13 protein-coding genes and 1 pseudogene are annotated in these 16,386 nt (G+C 70.4%); 9 read left to right on the top strand and 5 right to left on the bottom strand.

Annotated features, from left to right (window positions below; genetic code table 11):
• The first annotated feature begins 94 nt into the window (after nucleotides 1-94).
• The 3 genes from ACZ7M3_RS31605 (at nucleotide 95) to sthA (ending at nucleotide 4,295) form a co-directional block, all read left to right on the top strand.
• Nucleotides 95-1,432 (top strand): GntT/GntP/DsdX family permease, encoded by a 1,338-nt coding sequence (locus ACZ7M3_RS31605; RefSeq protein ID WP_472067605.1) that lies wholly within the window; start codon nucleotides 95-97, stop codon nucleotides 1,430-1,432.
• Between the two features lie 42 nt (nucleotides 1,433-1,474).
• Nucleotides 1,475-2,809: an enolase C-terminal domain-like protein gene (locus ACZ7M3_RS31600; protein ID WP_472067603.1), complete on the top strand. Its 1,335-nt coding sequence runs from the start codon at nucleotides 1,475-1,477 to the stop codon at nucleotides 2,807-2,809.
• A gap of 82 nt (nucleotides 2,810-2,891) precedes the next feature.
• Nucleotides 2,892-4,295, top strand: coding sequence for a Si-specific NAD(P)(+) transhydrogenase (gene sthA, locus ACZ7M3_RS31595; protein ID WP_472067601.1), 1,404 nt, complete (start codon nucleotides 2,892-2,894; stop codon nucleotides 4,293-4,295).
• A gap of 94 nt (nucleotides 4,296-4,389) precedes the next feature.
• Here the strand turns inward: sthA and ACZ7M3_RS31590 are convergent, their stop codons facing one another.
• Entirely contained in the window at nucleotides 4,390-6,960 is a 2,571-nt protein-coding gene (locus ACZ7M3_RS31590; RefSeq protein WP_472067599.1) for an FtsX-like permease family protein, read from the bottom strand.
• Nucleotides 6,960-7,730, bottom strand: a complete 771-nt coding sequence (locus tag ACZ7M3_RS31585) for an ABC transporter ATP-binding protein (protein ID WP_472067597.1) — start codon at nucleotides 7,728-7,730, stop codon at nucleotides 6,960-6,962. Before ACZ7M3_RS31585 ends, ACZ7M3_RS31590 begins: the two co-directional genes overlap by 1 nt.
• 342 nt (nucleotides 7,731-8,072) lie before the next feature.
• On the opposite strand from ACZ7M3_RS31585, the gene ACZ7M3_RS31580 reads away from it, so the two are divergent.
• Nucleotides 8,073-9,377 (top strand): sensor histidine kinase, encoded by a 1,305-nt coding sequence (locus ACZ7M3_RS31580; protein WP_472067595.1) that lies wholly within the window; start codon nucleotides 8,073-8,075, stop codon nucleotides 9,375-9,377.
• Nucleotides 9,346-10,017: a response regulator gene (locus ACZ7M3_RS31575; RefSeq protein WP_472067593.1), complete on the top strand. Its 672-nt coding sequence runs from the start codon at nucleotides 9,346-9,348 to the stop codon at nucleotides 10,015-10,017. The genes ACZ7M3_RS31580 and ACZ7M3_RS31575 overlap by 32 nt, the downstream gene beginning before the upstream one ends.
• A gap of 82 nt (nucleotides 10,018-10,099) precedes the next feature.
• Here ACZ7M3_RS31575 and ACZ7M3_RS31570 read toward each other — a convergent pair whose 3' ends face one another.
• Nucleotides 10,100-10,714 carry a TetR/AcrR family transcriptional regulator gene (locus ACZ7M3_RS31570; RefSeq protein ID WP_472067591.1) on the bottom strand — a complete coding sequence of 205 codons (615 nt, stop codon included), beginning with the start codon at nucleotides 10,712-10,714 and terminating at the stop codon, nucleotides 10,100-10,102.
• 249 nt (nucleotides 10,715-10,963) lie between these two features.
• Between ACZ7M3_RS31570 and ACZ7M3_RS31565 the strand changes: the two genes are divergently transcribed.
• On the top strand, nucleotides 10,964-11,734 hold the full coding sequence (locus tag ACZ7M3_RS31565) for an SDR family NAD(P)-dependent oxidoreductase (RefSeq protein ID WP_472067589.1): 771 nt from the start codon (nucleotides 10,964-10,966) through the stop codon (nucleotides 11,732-11,734).
• A gap of 292 nt (nucleotides 11,735-12,026) precedes the next feature.
• Here ACZ7M3_RS31565 and ACZ7M3_RS31560 read toward each other — a convergent pair.
• Nucleotides 12,027-12,542 (bottom strand): annotated as a pseudogene (locus ACZ7M3_RS31560) (FAD-dependent oxidoreductase); the annotation flags it as partial.
• Nucleotides 12,543-12,708: 166 nt separating this feature from the next.
• On the opposite strand from ACZ7M3_RS31560, the gene ACZ7M3_RS31555 reads away from it, so the two are divergent.
• Complete coding sequence (locus tag ACZ7M3_RS31555) at nucleotides 12,709-13,539, top strand: M55 family metallopeptidase (RefSeq protein WP_472067587.1); 831 nt, start codon at nucleotides 12,709-12,711, stop codon at nucleotides 13,537-13,539.
• An 85-nt stretch (nucleotides 13,540-13,624) separates the two neighbouring features.
• Here ACZ7M3_RS31555 and ACZ7M3_RS31550 read toward each other — a convergent pair whose 3' ends face one another.
• Nucleotides 13,625-14,584: an alpha/beta hydrolase family protein gene (locus ACZ7M3_RS31550; RefSeq protein ID WP_472067585.1), complete on the bottom strand. Its 960-nt coding sequence runs from the start codon at nucleotides 14,582-14,584 to the stop codon at nucleotides 13,625-13,627.
• Nucleotides 14,585-15,040: 456 nt separating this feature from the next.
• On the opposite strand from ACZ7M3_RS31550, the gene ACZ7M3_RS31545 reads away from it, so the two are divergent.
• Nucleotides 15,041-15,394: a hypothetical protein gene (locus tag ACZ7M3_RS31545; RefSeq protein WP_472067583.1), complete on the top strand. Its 354-nt coding sequence runs from the start codon at nucleotides 15,041-15,043 to the stop codon at nucleotides 15,392-15,394.
• A gap of 65 nt (nucleotides 15,395-15,459) precedes the next feature.
• Nucleotides 15,460-16,302, top strand: a complete 843-nt coding sequence (locus ACZ7M3_RS31540) for an RICIN domain-containing protein (RefSeq protein ID WP_472067581.1) — start codon at nucleotides 15,460-15,462, stop codon at nucleotides 16,300-16,302.
• Nucleotides 16,303-16,386: the final 84 nt, after the last annotated feature.

The following is a 16,386-nucleotide window of genomic DNA, read 5'->3' as shown; positions in this document are numbered from 1 at the left end:
CGTCACCCGTCACCCGTCACCCGTCACCCGTCACCCGTCATCTGCCCTCTGTCATCCGTCACCCGGTCCAACCAGTTCAAAGGGGAACTGAGACGTGCCGCTCCTCGTAGTCGGGATCAGCGTGCTGGTCCTGCTGCTGCTCATGACCAAGCTCAAACTGAACGGCTTCGCCGCCCTGCTCCTGGTGGCGGTCGGCGTCGGTCTGGTCCGTGGAATTCCGCTGGAGAAGATCCCGGACGTCCTCTCCGAAGGCATCGGCGGCCAGGTCGGCGACACGATGCTCACCATCGGGCTGGGCGCGATGGTCGGCCGTGTCATGGGGGATTCGGGCGCCGCCCAGCGCATCGCCGGCAAGCTCCTCGACGCCTTCGGCCCGCGCGGCGTCCAGGTCGCCATGGTGGTGACGTCGATGCTCATCGGCGTGACGATGTTCTACGAGGTCGCATTCGTCATCATCGTGCCCATCGCGTTCACCCTGGTACGGGTGACCGGCGCGAAGCTGCTGTGGGTCGGGCTGCCGATGTCGATCGCCCTGTCGACCATGCACAGCTTCCTGCCGCCCCACCCCGGTCCCACCGCGGTGGCCGCGACCTTCCACGCGTCCGTCGGTCTGACGCTGTTCTACGGCCTGTTCATCGCCGTCCCGGTCGGCGCGCTCATCGCCCTGGTGTGGCCACGGCTGCCGTTCATCAGGGCGATGAATCCCTCGATCCCCCCGGGACTGGTCGGCGAGCGGGTCTTCGAGGACGAGGAGATGCCCGGGCTCGGCTGGTCACTGGGCGTGGCCCTGTTCCCCGTGGTGCTGATCGCCGGTGCCGCCGTGACCGACATGGCCGCGTCCGGTTCGAGCCCGTTCCTGCACTTCGTCGCCTTCATCGGATCCGCGCCGATCGCACTGCTGCTGACCCTGCTGCTGGCGGTCTGGGCGTTCGGCCCGCGCATCGGGCGGAGCCTCGCGGAGGTCAGCGCCTCCTGTAACTCCGCCGCCCAGGCGATGGCCATGATCCTGCTGGTGATCGGTGCCGGCGGCGCCTTCAAGAACGTCCTCGTCGAGGGCGGGATATCCGACTACATCAAGGACCAGACGCACGGCTGGTCCATCTCGCCGATCGTCCTCGCGTGGCTGATCGCGGTCATCCTCCGGGTGGCACTGGGCTCGGCGACGGTCGCCGTCGTCACGGCCTCCGGCGTGGTGCTGCCGCTCCTGGCGGGCGGCGGGGTACACCCCGAGATGATGGTGCTCGCCGTCTGCTGCGGTTCGATCGCCTTCTCCCACGTCAACGACCCCGGATTCTGGCTGTTCAAGGAGTACTTCGACCTCTCGGTCGTCGAGGCGATCAAGGTCCGCACCACGTACACCACCGTGCTGGCCGTCCTCGGTCTGGGCGGTGTCCTTGCGGTCGAGTGGGCCCTCGACGTCCTCACCCTCTGACCACAGCCCCCATCACCCCCGTACCCAAGGACTTTGAGACGCATGAGCAAGAACCAACCGACCGTCACCGCCTTCTCCGTCTACCCGGTCGCCGGCCGGGACTCCATGGAACTGAACCTCTCCGGCGCGCACGGCCCCTACTTCACCCGCAATGTCGTCGTCCTGACGGACTCCGAGGGGCGTACGGGTCTCGGTGAGGTCCCCGGCGGGGAGAAGATCACGCGGACGCTGCGGGATGCCGAGTCCCTGGTCGTCGGAGCGAAGGTCGGTGACTACAAGCGCGTCCTGCGCGAGATCGGTGACCGTTTCGCCGACCGCGACGCCGGTGGGCGCGGCGCCCAGACCTTCGACCTGCGGACCACCGTCCACGCCGTCACCGCGGTCGAGTCGGCGCTGCTCGACCTGCTGGGGCAGCACCTCGACGTACCCGTCGCGGCGCTCCTGGGCGACGGACAGCAGCGCGACTCCGTACGGGTCCTCGGCTATCTGTTCTACGTCGGTGACCCCGGCCGCACGGAACTGGAGTACGTCCGCGAGCCGGACGCGGCCGAGGACTGGTACCGGATCCGGCACGAGGAGTCCCTGTCGCCGGAGGCGATCGTCCGGCAGGCCGAGGCGACCCACGACCTGTACGGCTTCCGGGACTTCAAGCTGAAGGGCGGTGTCCTCGCGGGCGCGGAGGAGGTCAAGGCCGTACGGGCACTCAAGGACCGCTTCCCCGAGGCGCGGATCACCCTGGACCCGAACGGCGCGTGGTCGCTGCGCGAGGCCATCGAGCTGTGTACGCCCCTGGTGGGCACGCTCGCCTACGCCGAGGATCCCTGCGGAGCCGAGGGCGGCTACTCCGGTCGGGAGATCCTGGCCGAGTTCCGCCGCGCGACGGGCCTGCCGACCGCGACCAACATGATCGCCACCGACTGGCGGCAGCTGACCCATGCCCTGGCCCTGCAGTCGGTGTCCATCCCGCTGGCCGACCCGCACTTCTGGACCATGCAGGGCTCGGTGCGGGTGGCGCAGCTGTGCAACGCGATGGGGCTGACCTGGGGTTGCCACTCGAACAACCACTTCGACATCTCGCTGGCGATGGTGACGCACTGCGGGGCCGCGGCTCCGGGCGCGTACAACGCCCTGGACACGCACTGGATCTGGCAGGAGGGTCTGGAGCGCCTCACCGTCGAACCGCCGCGCATCGTCGACGGGGAGATCGCCGTGCCGGACGCGCCCGGTCTCGGTGTCCGGCTCGACAAGGAGCGGCTGCTCGCGGCCCACGAGCTCTACCAGGAGAAGGCGTTGGGGGCGCGTGACGACGCCGTCGGGATGCGCTACCTCGTCCCCGGCTGGGAGTTCGACAGCAAGCGTCCGTGTCTGGTGCGTTGAGCCACTCTCATTTCCGTCGTGGGACCGGCTGTTGTCCTTTCACCCTTCCGGGTGAGGACTTCGGCCTGACAGACTCCGGAGGGTGCGCGACTTCGACATGCTTGTCATCGGATCCGGCCCGGGTGGTCAGAAGGCCGCCATCGCCGCGGCCAAACTCGGCCGCCGGGTCGCCGTCCTCGACCGCCCCGACATGGTCGGCGGGGTCTCCATCCACACCGGGACCATCCCCTCCAAGACCTTGCGCGAGGCGGTCCTCTATCTCACCGGCCTCACCCAACGCGATATGTACGGCCAGAGTTACCGCCTCAAGGAGGACATCACCGTCGCCGACCTGACCGCGCGCACCCAGCACGTGGTCAGCCGCGAGGTCGACGTCATCCGCAGCCAGCTGTCCCGCAACCACGTCTCCCTGTTCGCCGGCACCGGCCGCTTCGTGGACGACCACACGGTCGCCCTGGTCGAAGCGAACGGCAACGAAAAGCTGCTGACCGCCGAGCACATCGTGATCGCCACCGGCACCCGGCCGGCACGGCCCGCGAGCGTCGCGTTCGACGGACGCACGATCATGGACTCGGACAACGTTCTCAACCTGGAGCGGGTGCCGCGCTCCATGGTCATCGTGGGGGCCGGGGTGATCGGCATGGAGTACGCCTCCATGTTCGCGGCCCTCGGCAGCAAGATCACGGTGGTCGAGAAGCGGGCCTCGATGCTCGACTTCTGCGACGTCGAGGTGATCGAGTCGCTCAAGTACCACCTGCGGGACCTCGCCGTCACCTTCCGCTTCGGAGAGACGGTCGCCTCGGTCGAGCATCATCCCCGGGGCACTCTCACCGTTCTGGAGAGCGGCAAGAAGATCCCCGCGGACACCGTGATGTACTCCGCGGGCCGGCAGGGTCTCACCGACGAACTCGCCCTGGACAAGGCCGGGTTGTCCGCCGACCCGCGCGGGCGTATCAAGGTCGACGAGAACTACCGCACCGAGGTGCCGCACATCTACGCGGTGGGCGACGTCATCGGCTTCCCGGCGCTGGCGGCGACCTCGATGGAGCAGGGCCGTACGGCCGCGTACCACGCCTTCGGCGAGCCGGTGCACCCGATGCACGACCTCCAGCCGATCGGCATCTACACCATCCCGGAGATCAGCTTCATCGGGCGGACCGAGGACCAGCTCACCGAGGAGTGCGTGCCCTTCGAGGTCGGCATCTCCCGTTACCGCGAACTGGCCCGAGGCCAGATCATCGGTGACTCGCACGGCATGCTCAAGCTCCTGGTCTCCCCGGACGACCGCAAGCTGCTCGGCGTGCACTGCTTCGGCACCGGGGCCACCGAGCTGATCCACATCGGGCAGTCCGTGATGGGGTGCGGCGGCACGGTCGACTACCTCGTCGACGCGGTGTTCAACTACCCCACGCTGGCCGAGTCCTACAAGGTCGCCGCCCTGGACGCCACCAACAAGATCCGCCAGATAGACCGCCTGAGGGACTGACCACCGCCAGGGCCCGGCGAGGCCCGTATCGAGGTCCGGCACGGGCGAGGCCCGGGATGCCTTGTGAGGCACCCCGGGCCCGCTCACGCCGTGGTCATTCCTTCGCGCCGATCGCCTCGACCGGCCGGATCCTCAGCAGCATCCGCGTCGGCAGCATCGTGCCCGCGGCCGCGAGGGCCGCCGTCGCGCCGGCGATCGCCAGGTAGCCGAGGCCGGGCACGGCCGGGACCGGGGTGCCGCTCACCGCCATCGACACGAGGACGAGCGGGAACGCGGAGAGCAGGGTCCCGATGCCCACCCCGGCCGCGATGACGATGACGCTCTCCCGCCGCATCATGCCCACGACCTGCCCACGGGCCGTGCCGGACAGCCGCAGCAGAGCGAACTCGCGTCGGCGCGCGGCCGTGCTCATCGCCAGCGTGTTGACGACGGTGATCGCCGTGTAGGCGATGATCACGCCGACGACGAGGTAGTTGACCCACGCGTTCGCCCGTTGTTCCGCGAGCTGGTCGTCGACGGCGAGGCCGTCACGGAGCACCGTGCCGGGGTAGGCCGCGGCCAGGTGCGACAGGGCCTGGGTCAGGTCGGGTGCCGAGGGGGCGGAGCGTACGAGGACGGACTCGTCGACCTTGCCGGTGGTGTGGGCGAGCAGCAGGTCGTGGTCCATGGTCACGTCGGTGAATCCGAAGCCGCGTTCGTACACGGCGACGACCTTGGCCCGCAACGGGGTGCCGTCGCCGAGGTGGAGCCGTGCGGTGTCCCCGACGCCGAGCCCGAGCCAGGAGGCCGTGGTGGTGCTGATCGCCACGGTGTCCCGCGACAGGGCCTTCATGTTCCCTTCCCGCGGCCGCAGATCCAGGGCGCTGCCGAGCGCCCGAGGATCCACGCCCTGCGCGCTGAGCGAGACGGACTCCTGGGCACCCAGCATCCTGCCCATGGCGACGACCTTGGACCTGACCAGTCCGGTGGCCGATGCCACCTGCTTCATGTCCCCCACCTTCTGGGCGAGTTCGGGTGACACTCCGGACGGCGCGGTGAGGACGCGGTCGGCGACGAGCCCGGCCCGCAGCTGGTCGGCCGACTCCCTGAGCCCGGTGGTCTGCGCGAAGACGACGGTCGACGAGAAGGAGACGGCGAGCACGAGCGGGGTGATCGCGCCGGCCAACCGGGCCACGTTGGCCCGGGTGTTGGCCGCCGCGAGGTAGCCGGTGACACCGGTCCGGTTCAGCAGCGGGGCGAGCAGGCCTACGGCGGTACGGGAGACCAGCGGGCCGAGGACGGCGACCGCGACGACGAGGACGAGGACGAGGGAGTTGGCGAGCCCGACGAGGGTGAAGAAGTCGGCGTCCTGCGCCAGTCCGGTGACGAAGATCCCCGCCGACAGCACGAGCAGCACACCGCCGGTGATCCGGCGCCCGCGGCCGAGCCCCGGGGTCTCCACGGCGGCCTCGCCGAGCGCCTCGGTGGGCCGGATCCGGGTCGCGCGATGCGCGGCGGACAACACCGCGACCAGCGCGGTCAGGACGGTGACGAGCACCGCCGCGAGGAAGGGCAGGGGGCTGAGGGCGAGCCCGAAGTCCGACGGCACGATGCCGTGTCCGGCGAACCGGTCGCGCAGCCAGTACACGAGGAGCAGACCCGCCGGGCAGCCGATCACTCCGGCGAGCAGGCCGGTGGCGGCGGCCTCGGCGGCGACCATGCGCCGGATCTGGCCGGGGGTGGTGCCGATCGCGCGCAGCAGGGCGATCTCCCGGCGGCGGTGCCGGATCGACAGGGACGTGGTGGCGTACAGGACGAAGACGGCGACGAGCAGGACGTTGCCGCCGATCGCGGCCGCCAGGACGACGAGGTTGGAGCCGCTGACGGTGACGTCGAGGAACTCGGCCCGTCCACGCCCCTCCCCCGTGTGCACGGCGAGGGTGTCGTCGTGGAGCGCGGACCGGATGGCGTCGGCGAGTCGGTGCGGTGACACGCCGGGCGCGGCGAGGACGCCGAAGGCCTGGACGGAGGCTTCGGGCACCGACTGGCGCAGGGTCGCGTCGGCCAGGAACACCACGGACCGGCGGGGGGCGCCGCCGTCCCTCAGGGCGACCAGTCCGGCGACCTGGAAGGTACGGGGCACCGAGGTGCTCATCAGACGGATGTCGTCGCCGGGGCGGACGTCCGCCTGTGCGGCGACTTCGGTGTCCAGGACGATCTCTCCGGCGGCGCGGGGCGCGTGACCGATGGTCAGCCGGAAGTCGCCGAGGCCCAGGCTCGACCAGTTGTGCGCCTCCACCCCCGCGCCGTGGTGTCCCGGCACCGGCCGACCGCCACCGGTCACCAGCCGCACCGGGGCGCCCACGTCCGCGATCACCTTCTCCGCTCCGTCCACGCCGGTGATCCGGTCGGCCGACGAGGCCCGCAGCGGTACGCGTTCGGGCAGCGGCTGGGACTCCTTCACGGTCGATCCGTCGAGGTCCTTGAAGGTCAGTTCGACCTCCTGGCGGCCCGCGACGACGACATCGGCCGCCGCGTACCGCTCGGCGGAGGATCCGGCCCGTATGCCCGACTCCAGCAGGATCCCGCACGCGCTCAGGACGGCGGCGCCCAGCAGCAGGGCGACGAAGGTGCCGACGAAACCGCCCTTGCGGGCCTTGAGCGTCAACAGGGCGAGACTCAGCATCAGGCGGCCCTCCGCAGGCCGGCCATGACGTCCGCGACGCGGTCGGCGCTCGGCTCGGCCAAGGCGTCGACGAGGTGCCCCGCGCTCAGGAAGAGTGCGTGGTCGGTGTGTGCGGCGGCCACCGGATCGTGGGTGACCATGACCACCGTCTGGTGCAGATCGGTGACCGCCTGCCGCAGCAGCCCCAGGATGTCCCGTGCGGTCTCCGGGTCGAGCGCCCCGGTCGGCTCGTCGGCGAAGATCACCTCGGGCCGGGTGACCAGGGCGCGCGCGATCGCCACCCGCTGCTGCTGGCCGCCGGACAGCTGGGCGGGGAAGCGCGCGAGCCGGTCGCCGAGGTCGACGGCCTTCACGATGTGGTCGAACCAGCCCTCGTCGACCTGCCGTCCGGCCAGCCGCAGGGGCAGCGTGATGTTCTGCTCGACGGTCAGCGAGGGCAGCAGGTTGAATGCCTGGAACACGAAGCCGATGCGGGTGCGCCGCAGTTCCGTGAGCCGTCGCTCCTTCAGTGCCGACAGGTCCTGGTCGCCCAGCCGGACCACGCCCGAGGTGGGCCGGTCGAGGCCCGCCGCGCAGTGCAGGAAGGTGCTCTTGCCGGATCCCGAAGGGCCCATCACGGCCGTGAACGTGCCGGGTGCGATGCCCGCGCCGACCTTGTCGAGCGCCAGGACGGCCGAGGGGCCGTCGCCGTACCGCTTGGTCACGTCCGTCAGCTGCACCGCGTACCGGCCGTCGGCCGGCCCGTCCGGTTGTTGGCCCCAAGACCGCACTGTGACTCCTCGACTTCTCAAATTCCGACTTCTCAAATTCCTGCCGCTGAAGTTCCGGCTTCTCAAGTTCCGGCTTCTCGCAGGGCGTTCCGTGAGTGGTGCTCCCAGTCCAGCGGCGGCAACGGGCCGCGGCCTCGGCCGCACCGCCGAACCGTGGTCTCCGCCGGTCGGGCGAGATCCCCGATGCCCTCCGCCGTACGGAGGAGGGCAGGGTCTCCTCGCGCCGCCGGTCGCGCGGGGCGCCTCCTCCTTGCGGAGGATGCCGCCGCGGAGGAGGCCGGCCGCGCGCTCTCACCCTCAGGGCAGATCAGGACACCGGGTGAGCCGTCTAGCGTGGGGCGCATGGACCTGATGGACTCGTTCGCCGGGCGCCGTGTGCCCCCGGCCGTCACCGACGCGGGTCTGGCCCTGCTGCTCATCGCCGGATGCGCGGCCACGCCGCTGGCGATCCCGCCCGGCGGGCCCGAACTGCGCGCGCCGGACGCCTGGTTCCTGGTGCTCGTGCTGGTGTCCGCGCTGCCGCTCGCCGTGCACCGCCGGTCTCCGCTGCCCGCGCTGCTGGTGATGTCGGCGGCGGCCGCCGCGCTCCAGGGCCTCCACTACATCCCGCAGCTCTCCGGACCCGACGGCACCTCCATCGGACCGACATACGTGGGCGTGGCCACCGGCGTGTTCCTCACCGCCGTACGGTCCACCCCCCGTACGGCGACCCTGGTCGTGGCGGTGCTCATCCCGGCCGCGGCCGTCACCGAATCGCTGCTCGCGCCGGCCGGGTACCGCGTCACCACCCTGTTGGTCGAGACGGTGCTGCTGGTCGCCGCGTGGGCACTGGGCCGGCTCTCCAGAGCGCGCGCCGCCATCCGGAACCAGGCGCTGGAACGGGCCGCGGCGATCGAACGCGAACAGGTCGCCAACGCGCGCGCCGCCGTGATGGAGGAACGGGCCCGGATCGCCCGCGAGTTGCACGACATCGTCGCCCACAACGTCAGTCTCATGGTCGTGCAGACCATCGCCGCCGACCGGGTCCAGGACCGCGACAGCGCCAAGGCCCACGAACTGCACGGCACCATCGAGGAGACGGGACGGGCCACCGTCACCGAGCTGCGCAGGCTCCTTGACGTGCTGCGGACCGACGAAGAGGCGGAGAGTGACCCGAACAAGGAACCGCCCCAACCCACCATCGACGCTCTGCCGGCGCTCGTGGAGTCGGTGCGCGCCGCCGGTCTCCAGGTCGAGTTCGACACCAGGGGAACCCCCGCCGAGCTCCCGGCGGGTTCACAACTCGCCGTCTACCGCGTCGTACAGGAAGCCCTCACCAACACCCTCAAGCACGCCGGTCACACGCACACCGCCCTGACCGTCTCCTGGGAGCCGGAGCGGCACCGGCTCACCGTGCGGCTCTGCGACGACGGGCCGCGGCAGGGCGGCGAGATGGCGCGACCGCCCCTGCCGACGAGGGGTTCCGGTCACGGCCTGGTCGGTATGCGGGAGCGGATCGGCGCCGTGGGCGGCTCCCTGCACACCGGCAACCGCCCGGGCGGCGGATACTGCGTCCACGCGGTCGTCCCGCTCCCCTCCCCCGAACCCGACCCCCAGCACGAAGGGCACTCCCCGCATGCGATCCATCCGCGTCCTGCTGGTCGATGACCAGCCCATGATCCGGACGGGCTTCCGGCTCATCCTCGAGGCCGAACCGGACATCGTCGTCGTCGGCGAGGCGTCGGACGGCGTGGCCGCCGTCGAGAGCGCCGAGGCCCTCGCCCCGGACGTCGTCCTGATGGACATCCGGATGCCGCACATGGACGGTGTAGAGGCCACCCGCCGAATCGTGGGGGCGGGTTCGCCCAGCCGGATCGTCATCCTCACCACCTTCGACCTGGACGCGCACGTCGTGGACGCCCTGCGCGCCGGGGCCAGCGGTTTCCTGGTCAAGGACGGTCCCGCCGACTCCCTGGTGGGCGCCATCCGTACGGTGGCCGACGGTGAGGCGGTGCTCTCTCCGCGCGTCACCCACCGGTTGCTGGACCGCTTCGCCCACCTCGCCGCGCCCGCGACGCCGACCGTGCCGACGAAGCTCGACGCCCTGACCGGGCGCGAACTCGACGTGCTGCGCGCCCTCACCCGTGGTCTGTCCAACGCGGAGATCGCGCTCGAACTCGGCGTGGGCGAGACCACGGTCAAGACGCACGTCGCCCACATCCTGGAGAAGTACCAGCTGCGCGACCGCGTCCAGGCCGTGATCCTGGCGTACGACTGCGGTCTGGTCGTCCCGCGCGGAACGTCCTGACGGGGGGCGCGGGGAGCGGGCGTCCGGCCATCATGTGGCACGCCCGCGTGATCACCGATCGCGGGCACGGGGAGCGCCGGGGTCAGCGTGGGTCGGTCCGGTCCGCCGTCACGCGCAGGTACTCGATGCCGGTGTCGAGCGCGGCCTTCAGGTGGGTCGAGTCACCCGTGGACATCATCACCGACACACCTCCCTGGACTCCGGCCAGCAGTGCGGCGGCCGTCGTGTCGACGTCGAGGGTGGGCGACACCAGGCCACGCGCCCGCAGCGCGCGTATGCCCCGGGCGAGTTGCTCCTGCCACTGACGCATCAGCTCGGCCACGATGGCCCGCGCGCCCGGCCGGGATCGCCCGACCTGGAGGAACAGGGACCCCAACGGGCACTCATCACCCTGGCGTTCATAGCGCTCCACGACCGCGTCCCGCCACTGGTACCAGGACTCCCAGGAGTCCAGGCATCCCAGATACGGTTGCTGGTCCTCCAGGACGCGGTCCGCCTCGAACTGCGCCACCGCCAGCAGTAGCTCGTCCTTGCCTTCGGGGAAGTAGTGAAAGAGCTGGCTCTTGCTCGTGCCGGTCCGGGCGCGGATGTCGTCGAGGGTGGTGAAGGCGACACCCCTTTCGCGGAGCACCTCGGCGGCACCCTCGATGATGCGGGCCCGCGTGGCCCGGCCTTTGGTGGTCGGCGCGTGTGGCATGGCGTGCTCCCTCCCTGGACCGGCGTACTGAACCGACTCACTGGACTGACTCACCGGACTGACCGGACTGACCGGACTGACTCACTGGACCGAAGAGTCCATTTTACGTCCTCACAGGCGCCCCAGACTGGACTTGCTGGTCCATTTTCGCCGATGCACAGTGGGTCGCGCGGTTCAGCCCACCGGTGGACCGCCGTACGGAGCCGGTCGGCCTGCCCGGCCGCGGAGAGCGGGACGAGGGACCACATCATGGCTGAACGACTGCACAACAAGACCGCGCTCGTCACGGGGTCGACGAGCAATATCGGGCGGGCTATCGCCGAGGCGTTCGCCGCCGAGGGGGCTCATGTCATCGTGTCGGGGCGCGATCGGGAGCGGGCGGCCCGGGTCGTCGAAGGCATCCGCGCCGCCGGCGGGCGGGCCGATTTCCTCGTGGCGGATCTCGACGGCAGTGCCGGGGCCTCCCGGGACCTGGCCGAGCGGGCGCGTCGGTCCCTCGGCGGGCGCATCGACATCCTGGTCAACAACGCCGGCATCTACCCGGGCGCCGTGACCACCGCCACGGACGAGGAGACCTTCGACCAGGTCTACGCGGTGAACGTCAAAGCACCGTTCTTCCTGACCGCCGCCGTCGCACCGGCCATGGCGGAGGCCGGAGGGGGCAGCATCATCAACCTCGGGTCATGGGTCGCGCGCCTGGGTATTCCGGTCGGCGCGCTCTACAGCTCCACCAAGGGGGCCATGGAGACCCTCACCCGGGCATGGGCCGCGGAGTTCGGACCGCGGGGAGTGCGGGTGAACGCCATCTCGCCGGGCGTGATCCTCCCCCACACCGCGGAAGGGAGCGAACCGCACCCCGGCGAGATCATGATGAAGGGGACACCGGCCGGCGAAGTCGGCAGCCCGGACGCCATCGCGCGCGCCGCCGTCTGGCTCGCCGGTGACGAGGCCTCCTTCGTGCACGGATCGGTGGTGGACGTCGACGGCGGCCGCGTGGGTGCCGCCGTCATCGCCGCGTGAGCCATCGCCGCGCGAGTCACCGCTCGACACCCCCCGCGCCGGCCGCGCGCCTGATATCCGGGGGCTGTTCCGCCACCGGTCTTCATCGTCTTCATCGCAGGGTGAGCGAGGTCTCGGATGCGACGCGGGTCAGCTTCTCCGGGTTGCGGACGTAGTAGAGGCCGGTGATGCGGGCGCCCTCGACACGGATCGCCATGATGCCGTCGACCTCGCCGTCCAGGCGTAGGACGAGTGCCGGGTTGCCATTGACCACGGTGGGGGCACTGGTGAGCGAGCCCTCGGCCTTGCCCGTGCCGCCGACGATGAAGCGGACGGTGCGGCCCTCCTCCGCCAGTTCGGCGGCGGTCTCGATGCCGGTCGCACCGGCTCCGACAACGGTCACCGCGGCCGTTGCGGGCGCGGCGTCGACGACCGGCCGCAGCCGCTGGGCCTCCTCCAGGCCGGCGATCGGGTAGGCGAACTCCGCCGCCCCGGGCACCTGCGGGTCGGCGCTGCCACTGCCCACCGCGTAGACCAGATACTCGTAGCCGACCGTGCCGCCGGTCGCCGACGTCACGCTGCGCTCGGCCGCGTCGATCCGGGTCACGGTGTCGACCACCAGCCGGACGCGCTCGCTCAGGACCTTGCGGTAGTCGACGACCGCGTCGTCGGACCCGCCCACCAGTTGGTGCAGGCGGATCCGCTCGACGAAGGTCGGGCGCGGGTTGATCAGAGTCACTGTCACGTCGTCGCGCTGCGTCAGGCGAATGGCCGCCATGACGCCGGCGTAACCGCCGCCGATCACGACCACATCGGTGTTCTCGGCCATGGTGCCTCCTTCGTTTACGGGGGTTCGGCCTCAAGACACCGCGGGATCGATCGCTGTGACAGCATGTGAGGCAGGTCACTCTGCGGACCCAGGCAATCGCGCCCGACGGAACCGTAGGAGGAGTGGCAGACGTCTCCTCAGCGATCAAGCTTGAGGAGTGTGCGCAGTGCGGATCTACATCAGCGCGGACATGGAGGGCGTCACAGGGCTCGTCGACGCCGACGACGTGCAGCCCGGCGGCCGGGACTACGAGCGTGGACGGTTGATGATGGCGGAGGACGTCAACGCCGCGATCAGGGGTGCCCTCGCGGCCGGCGCCACCGACATCACTGTCAACGATGCTCACGGACCGATGCGCAACATCCTTCCGGAGGCCCTGCACCCGGCGGCCCGCCTCGTCCGCGGCAAGCCCAAGCACATGCTCATGCTCGAAGGTCTCGCGCCCGAGCACGATTCCATGGTCTGCGTCGGCTATCACTCGCGGGCCGGCGCACTCGGGGTGCTGAGCCACAGCTTCATGGGCCACGAGATCGAAGACATGTGGCTGGACGGCCGGCCGGTGGGCGAGATCGGCCTGGCCCACGCCACCGCGGCGGCCATCGGCGTTCCGGTGGCGGTCCTCACCGGTGACGACTGTGCCTGCGCGGAGATGGCCGACTGGGACGCCTCCGTCACCACCGTGGCCGTGAAGAATGCGCGGGACAGATTCGCGGCGGATCTGCGACCTGCCGCGGAAGCGCGTACCGCGATCGAGAACGCGGTCGCCGCCAGTCTGTCCGCGCGACGACCGGCCACGGTGGTGCCCTCGGGCCCGTCCACGCTCACCGTCCGCTGGCAGTCGGCTTCAGTGGCCTCCACCCTCCTGGGAATTCCAGGGGTCACCTCGACGGACACGCGGACCGTCCAGGCGCAGGTCCCTCTGCCCGGCCTCTACCGGCTGTTCGGAGTGTGGATGCGAGTGGCGGCTTCCCTCACCAACCAACACCCGTACTGCTGACCGTTGGTGGCCGTCCGGGACCGCCTTGAACCCTTTACTTGAATTACTTGAATTACTGGGACTACATGGACTACTTGGATTCGACTTACTTGGATTCGACTCGTCCGAGCGGGTCGGGGTCGGCCGTCAGCGCGTCACGCGCCGCCTGCCAAGCGGAATCCCCGGGGTGGAGCTCGGTGCGGAGGTAGGCCCAGGTGAGCCGCTGGACCGCGGCCACTCGCTCGGGGTTCTCGTCCGTGGTCTCGGCGACGTCGTATCCGGAAACCCCGCCGAGCCCGTGCTCCGCGTCGAACAGGGTGAGCAGGGACTTGGGGCCCGGGGAGAGGAAGTACGGATCGGCGTGCCAGTCCGGGCCCCGGACCGTCAGGTGGGTGGAGGCGTCCTTGTCGCCGGCGACGACGAGCGTGGGCGTCGTCATCTTGGAGAAGTCCGTGGTCGAGAAGAACGAATAGTTCTCGGCCACGAAGTCGGTGACGGCATCGCCGCCCCTGCCGGGCGCGGCAAGCAGTACACCCGCCTTGATGCGGGGCTCGGCCAGGTCCACTTCCGTTCCGTCGTCCGGATCGGTGAGCCGGGCACCGAGCAGCAGGCTCGCGGTGTGCCCGCCCATCGAGTGCCCGGCCACGGCGACCTTGTCGTGGTCCAGGCGCCCGAGAAGCTGCGGGACGGCGGCCTCGATCACGTCGAGTCGGTCGAGGATGCGCGTCATGTCCTCGGCCCGTGAGCGCCAGTGCAGAGGCCCCCCGGGGGTAGCGGGATCCAGGCTCAGCGTGCTCGAACTCAGGTGGGTGGGCTGGATCACGACGAAGCCGTGCGCTGCCCAGAAGTTGGCGAGGGGGGCGTAGCCGTTCAGCGAGGAGAGGTGGTTCGAGTAACCCTGGCCGTGCGAGAGGAGGATGACCGGCAGGTCGCTCCCGGTCACGGGCGCGGAGACGCGCACCTCCAGATCCACGGCTCGGCCGGGGGCCGGCAGTACTACGGGACTGACCGAGAGCACTGGAGTGGGCGGAGCGAAGGTGTGGGCCGGGTACGTCGATTCACTCATGATGCGTATTTCCCTTCAATGACCTTTGCTGCCGGTCCCGTTCGGCTGACGGCGGGTGAGGCGGTCAGGGGCGTCCGGCATCGACTCCGCATCAAACGGAGCGTCGTTCCGATTAAGATACGGAGCGACGTTCCGCTTTGTCAACGGGCGCCAGAGGGAGAGCGCGGTGCGCGTCGGCGAACGTGGCCGGTCGGGCGAGTTCCGAATCCTTCTCCCGGTCGGTCGCCCCGTTGTCGGATTCGTCGCCCCCGCACCCTAAGAGGCGTGTTGAATGGCGTGGCTGAAGGTCCGTCACTCAACTGTTCATAGGGGATCTGGATGTTGCCGGAAATCTTGGTCGGGCTTGCCGCTTCGGGGGGAACGGCGGTCGTGACGGCGGCCGGCACCGATGCCTGGTCAGGGACCCGAACAACAGTGGCCCGGCTCCTGGGGCGAGACGGGCAACGGGAAGAGGCGGTGTTGCAGCGCCTTGACCAGACCGCCGCCGATCTCGCACGGGCATCCGCCGAAGACGCGCAGGGGGCGCTGGAACGGTTACGTGTCGCACAGTCCCTGTCCTGGGAGACGCGTTTCACGGACCTGCTCCAGGATCTGCCGGAACCTGAAGGGGACGAGGCCGTCGGGGCGCTGCGTTCCCTGGTCGAGCATGTCCGGCAGCACGCTTCCGGCTCCGCTGCCTCGGCCGGTACCGGTGGGTTCGCGGTCACCGGCGACGTCACCATGAAGGCCACAAACGGATCGGTTGTCGCCGGTGTGGTCAACGGAGGTGTGCGCGTGGACCCTCCGAAGCCGGGGCCGGTCCAGGACTGACCGCCCCCGGCTCCTCAAGTCCACAGCGCCGTAGCCGCGGCGCGTTCCTCGGAAGACTGCTGCGCATGGCGGGCTTCGGCGCCGCCGGTGACATCCGGGCCTCCTACGTCAGCGCCTCCCATGGGGCGGTGGCGGTCGGTCACGCCGACCATGTCACGTACATCCGCAAGCAGCGTGCGCGCCGCTTGCGGATGCTGGTCGTGCCCGTCGTCGTGGCGGGCGGGACGATCACGGCCATCACTCTCGGGCCGGACTCATCCCCGTCGGGCCCCGAGCGGTCCTCCCCGGCACCGTGGTTCTCCGCGACACGGTCGCCTTCCGGGCCGCCGTCCGCCACCGGCTCCCCGTCCGCCCCCGCCTCGCCGTCGGCACCGATCGTGCGCGCGTCCGGCTCCGCGGCAGCCGTGGCCCAGCCGGAGCGGACCGGTGCGGCGGCCACGCCCGAAGCCGGGGCGCCGCCCTCCGCGGAGTCCGGGGCGAGCAAGCTCTCCCCGGGGTCCGTGTCGCGCCTCCGGAACGTCTCCACCAACCAGTGCGCGTCCGGCGACGGTTCGGTCTACCCCGGCTTCGGGACCTGCAATTCCAGCGATGCCTACGTATGGACGTTGCGCTCCTCCGGCGGCGGCACCTTCGAGTTGGTCAACCGCGCGAGTGGAAACTGCCTGTCGGCGCCCTTCAACAACGACTACAAGGCCGGGCTGGAAACCTGCGGCGGCGTCGGAGGCACTGGCTACGTGGAGTGGCGTATCGGGAGCTCCACCGCGGCAGGCCAGACCCTGAAGAACACCAAGACCGGGCATTGCCTGGAGATCGCCTCCCCGGCGTACGGCGGCGGCAAGCAGGTGATGGTGGCCACCTGCAACAGCGACGAACCCCAGCAGCTGTGGAACAACGGCGGGACCGCCTAGGGCCTGTCCGGCGGATCAAGTCGCAGGGAACAGGCGGCGCCTCGTCGACGCTGGTGAGCGGGGGTTGGTGCGTGCAGCTGCAAG

The sequence above is a fragment of the Streptomyces sp. NPDC111656 genome (assembly GCF_055656965.1).
Note: the sequence above shows the minus strand (reverse complement) of the source record. Positions and strands in the feature narration are given on the sequence as shown.